The 17,463-nt window shown below is 58.6% G+C and carries 16 protein-coding genes and 1 pseudogene; all 17 read left to right on the top strand.

From position 1 onward, the window contains the following. Positions 1–92 precede the first annotated feature (92 nt). Positions 93–1,772: a ribonuclease J gene (locus tag JW799_RS24205; protein ID WP_080838797.1), complete on the top strand. Its 1,680-nt coding sequence runs from the start codon at positions 93–95 to the stop codon at positions 1,770–1,772. Positions 1,773–1,915: 143 nt separating this feature from the next. Continuing rightward, on the top strand, positions 1,916–2,665 hold the full coding sequence (locus tag JW799_RS24200) for a ClpP family protease (protein ID WP_080838798.1): 750 nt from the start codon (positions 1,916–1,918) through the stop codon (positions 2,663–2,665). Then, entirely contained in the window at positions 2,662–2,940 is a 279-nt protein-coding gene (locus JW799_RS24195) for a YlzJ-like family protein (protein WP_205432077.1), read from the top strand. The genes JW799_RS24200 and JW799_RS24195 overlap by 4 nt, the downstream gene beginning before the upstream one ends. Positions 2,941–2,968: 28 nt before the next feature. After that, positions 2,969–5,694: pseudogene (locus JW799_RS28980) on the top strand (FtsK/SpoIIIE family DNA translocase). A gap of 181 nt (positions 5,695–5,875) precedes the next feature. Continuing rightward, positions 5,876–6,667: a spore cortex-lytic enzyme gene (gene sleB, locus JW799_RS24185; RefSeq protein WP_205432075.1), complete on the top strand. Its 792-nt coding sequence runs from the start codon at positions 5,876–5,878 to the stop codon at positions 6,665–6,667. A 92-nt stretch (positions 6,668–6,759) separates the two neighbouring features. Continuing rightward, a complete protein-coding gene (gene yfmF / locus JW799_RS24180) occupies positions 6,760–8,043 on the top strand; it encodes an EF-P 5-aminopentanol modification-associated protein YfmF (RefSeq protein ID WP_205432073.1) in 1,284 nt (427 codons plus the stop codon). A gap of 1 nt (position 8,044) precedes the next feature. Beyond that, positions 8,045–9,331: an EF-P 5-aminopentanol modification-associated protein YfmH gene (gene yfmH, locus JW799_RS24175; RefSeq protein ID WP_205432072.1), complete on the top strand. Its 1,287-nt coding sequence runs from the start codon at positions 8,045–8,047 to the stop codon at positions 9,329–9,331. Further along, positions 9,328–10,098, top strand: a complete 771-nt coding sequence (gene ymfI / locus JW799_RS24170; protein ID WP_240353399.1) for an elongation factor P 5-aminopentanone reductase — start codon at positions 9,328–9,330, stop codon at positions 10,096–10,098. Before yfmH ends, ymfI begins: the two co-directional genes overlap by 4 nt. Positions 10,099–10,192: 94 nt before the next feature. Beyond that, complete coding sequence (locus JW799_RS24165; protein WP_080838809.1) at positions 10,193–10,444, top strand: DUF3243 domain-containing protein; 252 nt, start codon at positions 10,193–10,195, stop codon at positions 10,442–10,444. 211 nt (positions 10,445–10,655) lie between these two features. Then, positions 10,656–11,426, top strand: a complete 771-nt coding sequence (locus JW799_RS24160) for a DUF3388 domain-containing protein (protein WP_139787277.1) — start codon at positions 10,656–10,658, stop codon at positions 11,424–11,426. 49 nt (positions 11,427–11,475) lie between these two features. Beyond that, entirely contained in the window at positions 11,476–12,363 is an 888-nt protein-coding gene (locus JW799_RS24155) for a helix-turn-helix domain-containing protein (protein ID WP_205432070.1), read from the top strand. Positions 12,364–12,423: 60 nt separating this feature from the next. Then, complete coding sequence (locus JW799_RS24150; RefSeq protein ID WP_205432069.1) at positions 12,424–12,585, top strand: hypothetical protein; 162 nt, start codon at positions 12,424–12,426, stop codon at positions 12,583–12,585. A 125-nt stretch (positions 12,586–12,710) separates the two neighbouring features. Beyond that, positions 12,711–13,202, top strand: coding sequence for a YajQ family cyclic di-GMP-binding protein (locus JW799_RS24145; protein ID WP_080838813.1), 492 nt, complete (start codon positions 12,711–12,713; stop codon positions 13,200–13,202). Positions 13,203–13,374: 172 nt separating this feature from the next. Beyond that, entirely contained in the window at positions 13,375–14,013 is a 639-nt protein-coding gene (gene pgsA, locus JW799_RS24140) for a CDP-diacylglycerol--glycerol-3-phosphate 3-phosphatidyltransferase (protein WP_080838815.1), read from the top strand. Beyond that, positions 14,010–15,263, top strand: coding sequence for a competence/damage-inducible protein A (locus JW799_RS24135; RefSeq protein ID WP_205432068.1), 1,254 nt, complete (start codon positions 14,010–14,012; stop codon positions 15,261–15,263). The genes pgsA and JW799_RS24135 overlap by 4 nt, the downstream gene beginning before the upstream one ends. Before the next feature lie 228 nt (positions 15,264–15,491). Then, positions 15,492–16,559, top strand: coding sequence for a recombinase RecA (recA, locus tag JW799_RS24130; RefSeq protein WP_080838818.1), 1,068 nt, complete (start codon positions 15,492–15,494; stop codon positions 16,557–16,559). A gap of 100 nt (positions 16,560–16,659) precedes the next feature. Then, on the top strand, positions 16,660–17,463 hold the full coding sequence (locus tag JW799_RS24125) for a regulatory protein RecX (protein WP_176220853.1): 804 nt from the start codon (positions 16,660–16,662) through the stop codon (positions 17,461–17,463).

Here is a 17,463-nt window from a genome sequence, read left to right as displayed (position 1 = left end):
TTGGTGAGTGAATGGGTGCGGCTATTAATTTTTTGCAACTTGACAATTCCATAATGAGCGGGATCGTCGACTTAACGTAGGAGGTACCAGACTTGTCTAAGAAGAACAACCAAGACAAATTACTTATTTTCGCACTGGGCGGCGTCGGCGAAATCGGCAAAAACATGTACGGCATCCAGCACGGAAACGACATCGTCATCGTCGATGCGGGCCTGAAATTTCCCGAAGAGGAAATGCTGGGCATCGATGTCGTCATACCGGATATTTCGTACTTGACCGAGAATCGCGACAAAGTGCGGGCGATCCTGCTTACTCACGGACACGAAGACCATATCGGCGGCTTGCCGTACGTCCTGAAGCATTTGAATATCCCGATCTACGGGACGCGGCTTACGTTGGGGCTCGTCGAGAACAAGCTGAAGGAAGCCGGCTTGCTGGGAGAAACCAAGCGCCATGTCATCACCGCGGAATCCGAATTGCAGTTCGGCACGATCAAGGCGAGCTTTTTCCGGACGAATCACAGCATTCCGGATTCGGTCGGCGTGTGTCTCGATACGCCGGAGGGCGTCGTCGTCCACACCGGAGACTTCAAGTTCGACCATACGCCGGTTAACGGGCAATATGCGGATCTGCAACGGATGGCCGAAATCGGCAACCGCGGCGTCGTCGCGCTGCTGTCGGACAGCACGAATGCGGAACGTCCGGGGTTTACGCCGTCGGAGAGCAGCATCGGCAAGGAACTGGAGGAAATTTTCCGCAGATCCAAACAGCGCGTCGTCGTGGCGACCTTCGCCTCGAACGTGCACCGGATTCAGCAGGTGATCAACGCGGCGATGGAAACCCGCCGGAAAATGGCCGTCATCGGAAGAAGCATGGTCAACGTCGTTTCGATCGCTTCGGAGCTCGGCTATCTGGAAATTCCGGAAGGCATGCTGATCGAACCGGAAGAGGTGAACAAGCTGCCGGCGGACCGCGTCGTCATTTTGTCGACCGGCAGCCAGGGCGAACCGATGTCCGCCTTGACCCGCATGGCCCGCTCCACCCACCGCAAAGTGGATATCATGCCGGGAGACACCGTCGTCATCTCGGCGACGCCGATCCCGGGGAACGAGAAATATGTCGGCCGCACGGTCGACGAACTGATGCGTTTGGGCGCGTCCGTCATTTACGGGCCCGGCTCCGTATCCGGCGTGCACGTATCCGGCCACGGCAGCCAGGAAGAGCTGAAGCTGATGCTCAACCTCATTCGCCCGAAATATTTCATCCCGGTTCACGGGGAGTACCGGATGCTGAAGCATCACGCCTTGCTCGGCGAATCGGTCGGCATCGAGAAGGAGAACATCTTCCTGCTCGATATCGGGGATACGGTCGAAATCCAGAACGGCGCGGCGCGGAAAGGCGCGAAAATTCCTTCGGGCAACGTCCTGATCGACGGTCTCGGGGTAGGCGACGTAGGCAATATCGTCCTTCGCGACCGCAAGCTTTTGTCCCAGGATGGCATTCTCGTCGTCGTCGTTACGTTGTCCAAGCAGGACGGCTCGATTCTGTCGGGCCCGGATATCATTTCCCGCGGCTTCGTCTACGTCCGGGAATCCGAAGGCTTGCTCGAGGAAGCGAATCGAATCGTTTCCGGCACGCTGCAAAAGCTGATGAACGAAAACGTAAACGAATGGGCATCGCTCAAAACGAACGTCAAGGAAGCGCTCGGACGTTTCCTGTATGAACAAACAAGAAGAAGACCGATGATTCTCCCGATCATTATGGAAGTATAATGGACGCGTGACCCACACTCAAACCACACATCCCCTTGCCTACCAAGGCAAGGGGATTTGCGCGTTTTTCCCCGCATATTCGGTTTCCTTAAGCCCATACTATGTCAAGCCGCGCCTGACTGCGCGGCTTAAGGAGGCAAGCTATGAGCCAGAATGAAACGGCGGAAACGAAGGCCGAACAGCCCGTCCCGGGCCCGGAGAACCGTCCGCCTCAACCGGTCGACAACGTCGTGCAGCTCGGGCAAACGACGGTGCCCGCTCCCGAATCGAACGTCTTTTGCCTGACCATCATCGGACAGGTGGAGGGACATCTGATGCTGCCGCCGCAAAACAAGACGACGAAATACGAGCATATCATTCCGCAACTCGTCGCAGCGGAACAAAGCCCCAAAATCGAAGGCATTTTGATCGTGCTGAATACGGTCGGGGGAGACGTGGAGGCGGGATTGGCCATCGCCGAAATGATCGCGTCCCTGTCGAAGCCTAAAGTAGCCGTCGTGCTCGGCGGCGGCCATTCGATCGGAGTGCCGATCGCCGTGTCGGCCGATTACACGTTCATTGCGGAAACGGCGACGATGACGATTCATCCGATCCGGCTGAACGGCCTTATTATCGGAGTTCCGCAAACGTTCGAATATTTGGAAAAAATGCAGGAGCGCGTCGTCCGCTTCGTCACGAAGCATTCCCGGATACCGGAAGAAACGTTCAAAGAGCTGATGTTCAGAACGGGGGAGCTGACGCGGGATATCGGGACGACGATCGTCGGAACCGAGGCGGTGCGCAACGGCCTGATCGACGAAATCGGCGGCATCGGCAGCGCGTTGAAGGAATTGAAGCGCCGGATCGCGGAAAACATCGCCCTGCGGCAGCAGGAAGGAGGGGCGGTGCAGTGATTCTGTATACGTGCATGCCGGCCGAGCGGGTGCTCGAAGGATTCGACAGCGTCCGCGAACCTATGGTGGAGGTGGCGTTCGGCGGAATGACGATGCTTGTCGCCCCGGTCGCCCCCGGCATCGGGCGAATCGTGCGGCTCGTGTCGGCTCCGCTCGACGCTTACTTGAGACCGGAGCTCGCGCCGGGCCAAACGATCCATTTCGGCGCGGGCGCCGCGGGCAAGCAAACGGAAGGTTCCTTCTCCGGTACGACTGAAACCTCCGGACAACTGTGATATAATGGTGTACCGGGAGGTGGCAAACTTGGCCAAGCGCAAACGCAAGAAGGCCTCGTTCGGAGCGACCTTAAAGTACGAAATTTACGGCATCGTCCTGATTACGCTCTCGGTCATCGCTCTGTACGGAGAAGCGGCGGGAGGGCGTTCCTTGTCCAAGCTGTTCGCCTATTTGCTTGGGCAGTTTTATTTTTTGATCGCCCTCGTCGGCATTTGGCTGGGTTTGCATGTCATGATCAAGCGAAAGTGGCCGAAGGGCTGGACGTCCCGGCGTACCGGGGTCGTGCTCCTGTCGCTCGCTTTTGCGCTCTGGAGCGCGATGGGCTTCGTCGACGCCCGGCTCGATCCGCTGGACGCGGTCAGTCCCTCGACGATTATGAGCCAGTCGATGAGCCAGCTGTACGAGCAAATTTGGCAAGCCCCGATCGAGCCCGAAGTCCGCATTTGGGAAAAGGATGTCGGCGGGGGCTTGCTTGGCGCCTTGCAATATTCGATCCTGTACTGGCTGTTCGGCTATTACGGCTCGAAGTTCGTCCTGCTGATCGAATTCGCCATCGCGATCATGCTGGTCACGAACCGTTCCTACGTGGACATGCTGAAAGCCGTCAAAACGTTCCTGCAGCGGATCGCTCCGCGGCTGGCGACCCGCTTCTCGTCCGGAGCGAAGGCGCTGCGCGCCAAAGCCGTTCCGGTCAAAGAGAAGAAAAAGAAACCGGCCGTCCCGATGGCGATGGCGGAAGATCCGCTTGACGGCGAGCCGCCGCTCGAACCGAAGCAAGGAAAGAAATCGGTGTTTTTTCAAGTGTTTCACGGGGAGAGGACAAGGAGGCGTTCGACGCGGAGGAGGACGACGAGCCGATCGTGTATCCGGCCGCCGGTCCGAAAGTCAATATCCACGCGAAACGAAACTCCTCGTCCGCGCGCGAGCCCGACGAATCCGTAAGCCGCCTGTTTTCGGACGGGGAGCCTGCGTTCAAGCAGGAGCCGGTTCCGAACGCCGTCCGGGAGCCGATGCCCGCGGAAGACGATCGCTGGGACGACGAGGACGGCGAGGACGCGGAAAGTCCGGCCTGGATGCAGGATTCGTACGACGAGGAACGGTACGAAGAAGGCGAAAACGACCGCCTCGGCTCCTTCGGGGAGAAAGCGTACGTTTCGGAAGACGAAGCTTATCCGCCGATCGATCCCGAAACCGGCGAAATCATGACGCCTTCGCCCGAAGAGGCCGACCAAGGCTCGCAAGCGGCGGCGGAAGGATCGGGGAATTCGGCGGGAGAGGCCGGAGCCGCGGCGCCGAAACCGATACATAAACCGAAAAAGCCGTACCGCATCCCGCCTCTTCATCTGCTGAACAAGCCGCAGGGCGGCGGAAGGGGCGGCAGCTCGGCGGATACGCGCGACACCGCCCGCAAGCTCGAAGCCACGCTGGAAAGCTTCGGCGTCAGGGCGAAAGTGCTGGACGTCGCGCGCGGCCCGGCCGTTACCCGCTACGAGCTGCAGCCGGACGTAGGCGTCAAAGTCAGCCGCATCGTCAATTTGACGGACGACATCGCGCTGGCGCTTGCCGCCAAGGATATCCGCATGGAGGCGCCGATTCCGGGCAAATCCGCGATCGGCATCGAGGTGCCGAATTCGGAAGTGAGCGTCGTCACGCTGCGCGAAGTGCTGGAAACGCAGGAATTTCGGGACGCGCAGAGCAGGCTGTCGATTGCCTTCGGCCGCGACATTTCCGGCACCCCGATCGTCGGCAACCTGGCGCGAATGCCCCATTTGCTCGTCGCCGGCGCGACGGGTTCGGGCAAATCGGTATGCATCAACGGGATCATCGCCAGCATCCTGTACAAGGCGAAGCCCGACGAAGTGAAGTTTTTGATGATCGACCCGAAAATGGTCGAGCTGAACGTGTACAACGGCATTCCGCACTTGCTCGCGCCGGTCGTCACCGATCCGCGCAGGGCGGCGCTCGCGCTCAAAAAAGTCGTCGTCGAAATGGAAAAGAGATACGAGAAGTTTTCCAAGTCCGGCACCCGCAACATCGAGGGCTACAACACGCTGATGACGAACGGAGGCAATCCCGACGGCGTGCTTCCGTACTACGTCGTCATCGTGGACGAGCTCGCCGATTTGATGATGGTCGCCGCCGGCGACGTGGAGGACGCCATCATGCGGCTGGCGCAGATGGCCCGCGCCGCCGGCATCCATCTCATCATCGCCACGCAGCGCCCTTCGGTCGACGTCATTACCGGCGTCATCAAGGCGAACATTCCGAGCCGGATCGCGTTCGGCGTCTCGTCGCAGGTCGATTCGCGGACGATCCTGGACATGGTCGGCGCGGAAAAGCTGCTCGGACGGGGAGACATGCTGTTTCTCCCGATGGGATCGTCGAAGCCGATCCGGGTGCAGGGCGCGTTTCTGTCGGATTCCGAGGTGGAGGCCGTCGTCTCCCATGTCCGCGGCCAGGCGGAAGCCGAATACGACGAGGAGCTCGTGCCCGAGGTCGGAGAAGAATCGGAAAGCGAAGCCCAGGAGGTCGCCGACGAGCTGTTCGACCAGGCGGTTTCGATCGTCCTCGAGGCAAAGCAAGCTTCCGTCTCGCTCCTTCAGCGGCGCATGCGAATCGGCTATACGCGCGCGGCGAGGCTGATCGACTATATGGAAGCCAAAGGCATCGTCGGCCCTTACGAAGGAAGCAAACCGCGCGAAGTGCTGACGAGCCTGGAACAGTACCAAATGAACAACCGGGCTTCCTCCTGAAGCCGAATTTGCAACGCCCCGCCCGCGGCTCCCGCCGCGGGTTTTTTGTCTTTTTTTCAATGAAATCCTCGTCAGGAAAAAGGCGTATAACCGGGGGTCCCCTTTCTCATACTAGAGACAATGAACACGGCTGTTTGTTAGCGAGCCGCATCAATTGACTGGGAAAGGCGTGACACAAGTCATGGGCTATCGTCTGGTAATTGTATCGCTTTGCCTCGTTCTCGGCCTGCTCGGGCTGTATACGCTGGAAAGCTCGAACGATACGCTGGAAACGTTCGGCAATACGATTCTGAAGCAAGGCTCGTCCGGCAAGGACGTATACGAATTGCAAGGCCGGCTGAAGTTTCTCGGCTATTACAACGGCAAGGTCGACGGACAATTCGGTTCCGCCACGCTGAATTCCGTCAAATGGTTCCAATGGAAATTCGGGATGAAGGCCGACGGCGTCGTCGGCGCGAAAACGAAGCTGAAGCTGTGGGAAGCGACGAAAAACTGGAAGCCGACGGCCGACGAGCTGCCGCCGGGAGCCGGGGGCGGAAACGCGGGGAATGCCGCGGGAGGCGGGGGAGGCCAGGCGGCCGCCGAGAACGATCTTCCCGCTTCCAACAATTTGGGCTTGTCCGCAAGCGATTTGAAAATTATGGCCAACGCCGTTTACGGCGAAGCCCGCGGCGAGCCGTACGAAGGGCAGGTCGCGGTGGCCGCGGTCATTTTGAACCGCGTTCGCGCGTCGGAATTTCCGAATACGGTGTCGAGCGTCATCTTTCAGCCGGGCGCGTTTACGGCAGTGGCCGACGGACAAATTTATTTAACGCCGAACGAAACCGCGGCGAAAGCCGTCAAAGACGCGCTCAGCGGGTGGGATCCGACCGACGGATGCCTGTATTATTTCAATCCCGTAACCGCGACGTCCAAGTGGATTTGGACCCGGCCGCAGTACAAAACGATCGGCAGGCATATCTTTTGCCGGTAAAGACGGAAACATCGCTGGAAACCATTTGCTTCCGGGTTGGCCATCGGTTAGAATGGGGCTGAATCGGAATTGAGCCAAAGGGGTAGGATGCCTTGTCTACGGAAACTTTCCAGCGGGGAAGCTTGGGCCGGCTGCGCTTGCACGTGTTGCCGACCAAACGGTTCAAAACCTTCGCATTGACGTTGTTCGTCGGCATTCCGCTGACGGAATCGAGGGTAACGCCGGTCGCGCTCGCTCCATTCGTCCTGCGCCGGGGCACGGCGAAATATCCCGAGACGATCTCGTTCCGGGAACGGCTGGACGAACTTTACGGGGCGGGCTTCGGCTTCGACATTTACAAACGCGGCGATTATCAGATCGTCCAGTTCAAGCTGGATATCATCAACGATCGCTTCGTGTCCTCTTCCGAACCGCTGCTCAAGGAAGCGATCGATTTCCTCGGAGAAGCGGTTACGACGCCCGCGCTGGAAGCCGGGCATTTTCGTTCGCGTTACGTGGAAGCGGAGAAAACGACGGTTCGCAAACGGATCGAAGCGATCATCAACGATAAAATCCGTTACGCCGCCGAGCGCTGCGTCGAGGAGATGTGCAAGGACGAACCGTACCGCCTGCTTGCCCTGGGGCGCAAGGAGGCGCTGGACGGTATCGATGCCGGCGCGCTTTACGGCGAGTACGAACGCTGGCTTGACGAAGCGGCATTCGATTTGTACGTATCGGGCGATACGACGCTTGAGGAAGTCGGGAAGCTGGCGCAAGCGGCGTTCAGGCTGACCGGCAGGTCTCCCGCCGCGTATTCTCCGCCTCGGCTGACGCGGGCCCGACCCGAACCGCAAACAATCGTCGAACGGCTGGACGTCGGGCAAGGGAAGCTGAACCTGGGACTTCGGACGGGGCTTTCTTACGGGGACGAACGCTACCCGTCCTTGCTCATGTACAACGGGCTGCTCGGGGCGTTCCCGCATTCGAAGCTGTTCGTCAACGTCCGGGAAAAGGCAAGCCTCGCTTATTACGCCTCCTCCCGCCTCGACGGGCACAAAGGGTTGCTGACGATTCAATCGGGAATCGAAATCGCCAACTACGAGAAGGCGCTCGGCATTATCCAGGAGCAGCTCGCTTCGATGCGCCGCGGCGAAATCGGCGAAGACGACATGCGACGGACGAAAGCGATGCTGGCCAATCAGCTGCGCGAGCTGCAGGACTCCGCCTTCGAGCGCATTTCTTTCGATTTCAACAACGTTCTCTCCGGAACCGAGCGCACGAACGCCGGTCTGCTTGAACGAATCGATGCCGTAACCCCCGATCAGGTGGCGGAGGTCGCGCAAACCGTCGAGCTGGACACGATTTACTTTTTGCGGGACCGAAAAGGGGGGGATTGAAATGGCCGTCAAACAATACGCCAACCTTCAGGAAACGCTTCATTACGAAAAGCTGGACAACGGCCTCGACGTATTCGTGCTGCCGAAGCCGGGCTTTACGAAAACGTACGCCACCTTTACGACCCGCTACGGCAGCGTGGACAATCATTTTCGCCCGCCCGGCGGAGAAAATTTGCGCGTGCCGGACGGCATCGCCCATTTTCTCGAGCATAAAATGTTCGAAGAGCCCGAAGGCGACATTTTCGCTACGTTCGCTTCGCAGGGGGCGTCGGCCAACGCCTTTACGAGCTTCGAGCGCACGGTCTATTTGTTCAGCGCGACGGACCATGTTCAGGCGAATCTGGGGACGCTGCTGGATTTTGTCCAGAATCCCTATTTTACGGATGCGAACGTCGAGAAGGAAAAGGGCATAATCGTCCAGGAAATCAACATGTACCGGGACAATCCGGATTGGCGCGTCTATTACGGGCTGATCGAGGCGCTGTACAACGTCCATCCGGTTCACATCGACATTGCCGGAACGGAAGCTTCCGTTCGTTCGATTACGAAGGAAATGCTGTACGACTGCTACCGAACGTTCTACCATCCGTCCAACATGACGCTGTTCGTCGTCGGCGGAGTCGACGCGGAAGCGACGATGGCGTTCGTCAAAGCCAATCAAGCGGCCAAAACGTTCGCCAAAGCCGGCGAGATCGAACGGTTTTTCGAAACGGAACCGCTGACGGTGCGGGAGAAGCGGAACGAAATCCGCCTTCCGGTTTCGTTGCCCAAATGCTTGTTCGGGTACAAAGAAGCGCCCAAGCCGAGAGACGGCAGCGAGGCGGTCCGCAGGGAATTGGCGGCCAGGCTGATGTTCGATATTTTGCTCGGCTCCAGTTCTCCCCTGTACCAGGAGCTTTACGAGGAAAATCTCATTTCCGACGGTTTCGGCCACGAATTCAACGCCGGACCGGGCTACGCGTTTTCGGCCATCGGCGGCGATACGAAAGATCCGGACGCCCTGGTTTCCAAAGTGACCGGCGCGCTCGAAGCCGCGGCTTCTTCCGGGATTCCCGAAGCGGTGTTCGAGCGGGCCAGACGCAAGCGGATCGGCTCCTATTTGCGAATGCTGAACAGCCCCGAGGCGATCGCCAACGAATTTACGCGATACCGCATGAGCGGCGGCGATTTGTTCGAATTGGTCGGCCTGTACGAAAGCCTGACGCTGGCCGACATCGAGGCCCGTTTGCGCGAGCACGTGCAGGCGGACCGTCTCGCCGTATGCGTCGTCCGGAGCGAAACGACTTGACGTTGGCAGCTTCCGCGCAAGCGTTCAGTTCTTCGCGAACGGCTTTGGTCACCGGGGCCTCCCGGGGGATCGGGGCGGCGGTCGCAAGAAGGCTCGCGGCCGACGGAGCCCGGGTAATCGTGCACTGCCATTCTGCGTTGGAAATGGCGGAGCAAGTGGCCGAGCAATGCCGGTCCTTAAGCGGAACGGATTCGTTCGCCGTGCAGGCGGACGTCCGTTCGGGCGAAGCGCTAAAGCGGCTCAAAGGCGAACTGGACCGCCGGTCGCTGGAACCGGATATTTTAATTCATTGCGCCGGCACCGCTTATTATCGCCTCTTGGACGATACGGATGAAGAAGCTTGGGACGATTTGTTCAACGTTCATTTGAAATCGGCTTACTGGCTGGCGAAGCTGTTCGGTCCCGCCATGACGTGGAACCGGCAAGGCCGGATGGTGTTCCTCTCCAGCATTTGGGGGCTGACGGGCGCCGCCGGCGAAATCGCCTATTCCGCCGCCAAGGGCGGACTCAACAGCTTTACGAAAGCATTGGCCAAGGAGATGGCGGGATCCGGGGTCACGGTCAACGCGGTCGCCCCGGGCGCCGTGGAAACGGATATGCTGGCGGCGCTTACCCCCGAGGAGAAAGCCGGCCTGATCGGCGAAATTCCGCTCGGAAGGCTGGCCAGGCCCGAAGAAGTGGCGGACGCGGTACGTTTTCTCGTTTCCGACGACGCGGGTTATGTGACCGGCCAGGTGATCGGCCTTTCCGGCGGCTGGATGATTTGACAAGTTTGCGCGGCGGCCTCCTGCGAATACGGCGCACGGGCGATGGACATATTATTCGTTGTAGCATTCATTCCACTTCACAGGAGGCTGCGCGATGTCGACCGTATTGAGCAATTTCGAAACGTGGAAAAAGTTTTTGGGTGACCGTGTCGAAGCCGCCAAAAAGATGGGGATCAGCGAAGAAGCCATTACGAAGCTCGCTTTCGAAATCGGCGAGTTTCTGGAAAATAAAGTCGATCCCCAAAACGACGAGGAACGCGTTCTGAAGGAACTGTGGGACATCGGGGACGAATCGGAACGCAAAACGATGGCCCGCTTGATGGTCAAGCTCGCCGAGCACAGCTAAACGAACATGATCCTGCTTTCTTGAACTGCGCCGCAGCTCAGACGGCTCCGCTTGATTTTCGGCGGGGCCGTTTGGACTTGCAAACCGAAAATTAGGACTTTAGACGGAATATTTCCCGATTTTTTTGCAGGAGAATGGCGAGTCTTGTAGAATACAAAGTAGGCAAGGAAGAAGTCGGGGTCGACTTTTTTACCGGCGGATGAGGTGCACAATGGAAAAGAAACAATGGTACATGGAATATAAAATTCATAAAAACCGTCCCGGCCTTTTAGGCGATTTGGCCTCATTATTAGGGATGCTTGAAGTCAATATCATCACGATCAACGGCGTCGAAGACCGCACCCGCGGCCTCCTTTTGCAAACGGACGACGACGAAAAGATCGAACTGCTCGGGCGAATGCTCGCCAAAGTGGAAAATATTACTCTGCTTACGCTGCGCCCTCCGCGCCTGACCGATATTTTGGCGATCCGCCACGGCCGGTATATCGAACGGGATTCTTCCGACGGCAGAACGTTCCGGTTTACGCGGGACGAGCTCGGACTTTTGGTCGATTTTCTCGGGGAATTGTTCAAGCGGGACGGCAACCAGACGATCGGTTTGCGCGGCATGCCGCGCGTAGGCAAAACGGAATCCATCATCGCGGGAAGCGTCTGCGCCAACAAGCGCTGGACGTTCGTATCGTCCACCCTGCTTCGCCAAACGGTGCGCAGCCAGCTGTCGGAAGAGGAAACGAATCCGAACAACGTCTTTATTATCGACGGAATCGTAAGCACGATACGTTCGAACGAGAAGCATTACAGCCTGCTGCAGGATATTATGGCGATGCCCTCGACCAAGGTGATCGAGCATCCGGATATTTTCGTTCGGGAATCCGATTTCGATTACGACGTGTTCGACAGCATCATCGAGCTCAGGAACACGCCGGAAGAAGAAATTACATACGAAAACTTTACGACCGCCGGTTTCGATGACGGCTTTTAAAGGTTATAATTTTTTCGGCATCCATTAGATCATTGACGGAGGTGACATCATGTCGGATTTGGGACTGCTTCTGCGCAAAGCGAGGGAGCAGCGGGGGCTTACGCTTGACGATATACAGGAAGCGACCAAAATCCGCAAACGATACTTGGACGCTATCGAGACGGGGGACTACAAAGTTCTTCCCGGGTCGTTTTACGTACGCGCATTCGTCAAAACTTATGCGGAGACGGTCGGGCTCGATGCGGAAGAAGTGCTCCGTTTATATCATAAAGAATTGCCTCAAGCTCCGTCCCCGGAGACGGTCGCCAGCGAGCCGATGCTCAAGCCCAGAAGCCGATCCGTTCAGCATAACGACAAATGGGGCAAGCTTGCGGTCAATTCGGTGCTTTGGCTTTTCCCTTTGCTGATCGCCGCTTTGCTGTATTTTTATCTCGTGCAAAATCCGGGAGACGATGCGGAGGAAAGGGACAACTCGACCGATATTACGTCGGAAACGACGCTGCCGTCTTCGCCGCCGGCGTCGCCTACTTCTTCGGCCGGCGGCTCGCCGACCGGAGAACCGGAAGGCAGTCCGAGCGTCGCTCCTTCCTCGTCGCCTTCGCCCGAAACGGCGCTGACGCTTACGAAACAATCGGGGACGACCTCCTATTACGACGTATCGTCGAGCGGCACGCCCGTCATAACGATCACGTTGTCCGGGACGAGCTGGGTCGGCGTTCAGGAGAACAACAGCAAGGGCAAGTACGTTTATAACGGAACGCCCAAAACGGACGAGAAGCTGACGTTCGATTTGACGGGCCCCCTGTACGTCAACGTCGCTCACGCCGTGAATGCCTCGATTACGATCGACGGCGTCGCGGTGGACGACGAAGAAGCGTCCGGTTCCCGCAAATTCGTATTTACGCCCGCTGCCGGCGAAACCGCCGGCGAGGAATGAGCGGCGACCTCCGCGGTTATGATACTTATGCAGGAAATATCGAATCGCGGAGGTTACAGGATGGCAACGAGCTGGATCGTAATTGCTATCGGCGTTGTGGTAAGCCTGATCGGCTGGTTTATGACGCCGAGCGCTTGGGGTTATGGTATCCTCGGACACGGGCTTGCCTGGATCGTGCTCGGCATTTTGGACATGTTCCGTGCGCCTGCTCGGGCGCGCTGAAGGCCGCATCGGCCAATCGAACGAAGGGCCCTTTCGCAAAAGGGCTCTTTTGTTTTGGGTTCGTAAGCAAAAACTGCTATAATAGGAACCAAAGTTCAGGCACTTTATGAAAGGAAGACGGTACAATGGCATCCGAATATTCGTTCGACATCGTGTCCAAGGTCGATATGCAGGAAGTAAACAACGCGGTAACGCAGGCGCTCAAGGAAATCGAAACCCGGTTCGATTTCAAAGGCAGCAAAAGCGGCATCAAGCTGGAAGGGGAGTCCCTCGTCATTTCCTCCGACGACGACTACAAGCTCAAAAGCGTTATCGACATTTTGCAGTCGAAGCTGATCAAGCGGGGCGTTCCGATCCGCAATTTGGATTACGGCAAAGTCGAGCCCGCTTCGGGCGGAACCGTCCGGCAAACGGTGGCGCTGAAGACGGGCATCGACCAGGAAAACGCGAAGAAGATCAACGTGCTGATCCGCGATTCCAAACTGAAAGTGAAAAGCCAGATCCAGGGCGATCAATTGCGGGTCACCGGCAAAAGCAAGGACGATTTGCAGGCCGTCATGACCTTGCTGCGCGGCGCCGATCTTTCGCTCGAACTTCAATTCGTCAATTACCGGTGAACGAAGGCTCCGCCCGGGCGCTCAGGCATTTTGACAGCTTTTGCGGCTTCGTTTATACTGAGTTCGAATTGGAAGAAGTACGGAAACGACTGATGGGGGAAGACACGATGATCGCGGAAGGCATCTCGCTATATTCAGGCTTCACGCATAGAAACAAGGAGGGGGAAAGGGCTTGAACCTGGCCAACCAGATTACGCTGGCGCGGATATTTCTCGTGCCGATTGTGGCGTTCTTCCTGCTGGTCAGGCTGGACGTTCCCTCGCTGACGATCGGAACCTTTTCCATTCCGTACAATCAGATTTTCGCCTTGCTGCTGTTCATTATCGCGGCCAGCACCGACGGGCTTGACGGCTACATCGCGAGAAAGCGCAAAATCGTCACCAATCTCGGAAAGCTGCTCGACCCGCTTGCGGACAAGATCCTGGTCGCGGCCGTTCTGATTTCGCTCGTCGAGATGGGCATGCTGGACGCCTGGGTCGCCATTTTCATTATCGCCAGGGAATGGGCGGTCACGGGTTTGCGGCAAATCGCGGTGCTCGAAGGGGTCGTGCTGGCGGCAAGCAAATGGGGAAAATGGAAAACCGCGACCCAGATCGCCATGATCGTCGTTTTGCTGCTTAACAATTTCCCGTTCGTGTTTTTACATATTCCCGTCGATACGATCATCGTATGGGCCGCGGTGTTGATCACCGTATATTCGGGCATCGATTATTTCGTCAAGAACAAAAACCTGTTCATTCCGGCGGCGGACAAATCGTCGCCCGAAGCCGTCAAATCCGGATCGGACAAAGAGGTGCGGCGCAACGGATGAAAGCGGAAATCATTGCGGTAGGCACGGAGCTTCTGCTCGGCCAAATCGTCAATACGAACGCGAAATTTCTTTCGCAAGGATTGGCGGAGCTGGGCGTGGACGTTTATTACCAGACGGTGGTCGGGGACAACGAAGCGCGCATTCGCCGCGCGATCGAGACGGCGTGCGGGCGCGCGGACCTGCTTGTGTTTACGGGGGGGCTCGGGCCGACGCTGGACGATTTGACCCGGGATGCGCTTGCCGCTTTCCTCGGCCTTCCCGTTCATTTGCACGAGCCGACGATGCGGAAGATCGAAGAGATGTTTTCCGGGCGGGGAACGGCGTTCGTGGAAAGCAACCGCCGGCAGGCGATGCTGATCGAAGGGGCCGTCCCGCTGCGCAACGATACGGGGCTCGCCGTCGGGAACGCGCTGTCGGCAGGCGGCAAGCATTACTTGCTGCTGCCGGGGCCTCCCCGGGAAATGAAGCCGATGTTCGAAAACGACGCCTCCGCCTGGCTGCGGGAGCTGCTCGGCGACAGCGCGGCGCTGCATTCGACGATGCTGAAATTCAGCGGCATCGGGGAGTCGGCGCTTGAGGACTTATTCATCGATCTGATTCGCGAACAGACCGATCCGACCATCGCGCCTTACGCGAAAGAAGGGGAGGTCGCGATCCGGGTTTCGACCAAATCCGCGGATGCCGAGGAAGCGGCCCGCCGGATGGAGCCGACGCTTCAGGAAATCCGGCGGCGCGCGGACCGCTATCTTTACGCGGAAGAAGACATCACGCTGGAAGAGGCCGTCATCCGGCTGCTGGCGTCGCAGCGGCGCACGTTGTCGGTCGCCGAGAGCTGCACCGGCGGCATGATCGCGACGATGCTGACGGCGGTGCCGGGAAGCGCGGACGTGTTTTCCGGCGGCGTCGTCAGCTACACGAACGACGTGAAGCGCAAGCTGCTCGGCGTGCCGCTCTCGCTGCTGGAGGGCGACGGCGCGCCGGGCGCCGTCAGCGCCGAGACGGCGGCGGCGATGGCCGAAGGGATGCGGGCGGCGGCCGATACCGACCTGGCGCTGTCGGTAACGGGCGTAGCCGGACCGGCCGGCTCCGAGGGCAAGCCCGTCGGCCTCGTGTATATCGGGCTTGCGGAGCGGGGAAAGCCGACGAAGACGGAGCGGATCCAGCTGGCCGGAGATCGCGAGGGCATTCGCCTCCGGGCTTCCAAGCGAACGCTGTACAGATTGTGGCTGGCACTGACGGGGCGGGATTGACCGCTCCGTTTTTTGTCGCCTTTTTACGACAAATTCTTCATAAAAGGCTTGTCATCTTTACGTCCCTGTGGTAAAGTTTGATTGAAAGTTGCGGAAGAACCGTAGCGAAGAATACTTTGCTGCGGTTCTTTTTTGCAACAAAAACAGAACGAATGTTCGCAAAAAGCTTGGCAACGGAAGCAAAAACAGGTATGATAAACCTATCATAATGATAAGGATGTGGGTGTGTTGTCCGATCGTCGCGCCGCACTAGAGATGGCATTGCGCCAGATTGAGAAGCAATTTGGCAAAGGATCGATCATGAAATTGGGCGAGCAAGCGCAGCTCCAGGTAGAATCGTACCCCAGCGGCGCGTTGGCTTTGGATATCGCGCTCGGAATCGGGGGATTCCCGCGCGGGAGAATTATCGAAGTATACGGCCCGGAATCTTCGGGTAAGACGACCGTAGCGCTCCATGCGATTGCGGAAGTGCAGAGAGCGGGCGGCCAGGCCGCGTTCATCGACGCCGAGCACGCGCTGGACCCGATTTACGCCCGGAATCTCGGCGTCAACATCGACGAGCTGCTGCTCAGTCAGCCGGATACCGGGGAGCAGGCGCTTGAAATCGCCGAAGCTCTCGTGCGCAGCGGCGCCGTCGACATTATCGTCGTCGACTCGGTCGCGGCGCTCGTGCCGAAGGCGGAAATCGAGGGAGATATGGGCGATTCGTTCGTCGGCCTTCAGGCCCGGCTCATGTCCCAGGCGATGCGCAAGCTGTCCGGGGCGATCAGCAAGTCGAAGTCCATCGCAATCTTCATTAACCAATTGCGGGAAAAGGTCGGCGTCATGTTCGGCAATCCGGAGACGACGCCGGGCGGACGAGCCCTCAAGTTCTATGCCAGCGTGCGACTGGACGTTCGCCGGATCGATTCGATCAAGCAAGGCAACGACGTGGTCGGCAACCGGACCCGCATCAAGGTCGTCAAGAACAAAGTCGCTCCGCCGTTCAAGCAGGCCGAGGTCGACATCATGTACGGCGAAGGCATTTCCAAGGAAGGCAGCATCGTCGACATCGGCACGGAGCTGGATATCGTGCAGAAGAGCGGGGCCTGGTTTTCCTTCAACGGCGAGCGGCTCGGCCAGGGCCGGGAGAACGCGAAGCAATTTTTGAAAGATCATCCGGAGATCAGCGCGGACATCGAGCGTCAAATCCGCAGCCTTACGCTTAGCTCGGACGCGATTTCGACGGCGATAAGCCAAGGCGGCAGCCAGGAGGAAGACGAACTCGAGGATACGGAATTCGCGGAACTCGAATAGAAGGCGGAATTCGACGCCTTGCAGCAGGGACAGGCAGTTACCGGGACATTCGCCGCGAGCGGATGTCCTTTCATTATTTTGGACGGGGGCGATGCCGATCATGAACGAAGAGGAGCGTTTCGGAGCGGTTATCGTTTCGATCGAGAAGGATCCGAAGAAAAAAGCGATGTACCGGATCACGTTCCGGACGAGCGCGGGTGAGACCGATTCGTCGACGGATCGCGAAGCGGACGAATCGACGGCGGAACGGGAGGCCGAAAGCGAAGCCGAACCGGGAGCGCAAGGCGAACCCAGGACGGAAACGGTCGCCATCCACGAGGACACGCTCGTGGCCTGGCGCCTGCTCCCGGGCAAACGGCTGAACGTCCGGGAGCTGAAGGCGCTGAGACAAGAGCAGGAAACCGAGGAGGCGTACAGGGCGGCGCTCGGGATGCTCGACCGGAAGCCGCGGACGAAACGGGAAATCGCCGTCGCGCTGAAGCGAAAAGGACTGTCCGCCGAAGCGATCGCGGGTTGCTTGGACAGGCTGGCCTCTTACCGGATCGTCGACGACGCCGCATACGCCAAGCGCTACGCGGAGCAAAAAGTGGTCTCCCAGCGCAAAGGCAGCCGCCTTGTCCGCCAGGAGCTGCTGCGCCGCGGCGTGACGAAGCGCGAAGCGGACGACGCGATCGAAGAACTCGACGGCGAAGCGGAGCGGCAGGCCGCATATGCCCTCGCGAAGAAGCGCTGGCCTAACGTTAAAGGAGAAAGCCTGCGGGAGCGCCGGTACAAGCTGATGGGAATGCTGCAAAGGCGAGGGTTCCCCGCCGGGATCGCGCGCGATGCGGCCGGACGGGTCATTGACGAGGACGAAGCGCGGGACGGACGGGAAGAAGACGACTGGGACGAGTACTTCGAATAG

This window comes from Cohnella algarum (assembly GCF_016937515.1).
Taxonomy (GTDB): Bacteria; Bacillota; Bacilli; order Paenibacillales; family Paenibacillaceae; genus Cohnella; species Cohnella algarum.
This window is presented reverse-complemented; position numbering and strand designations above follow the sequence as displayed.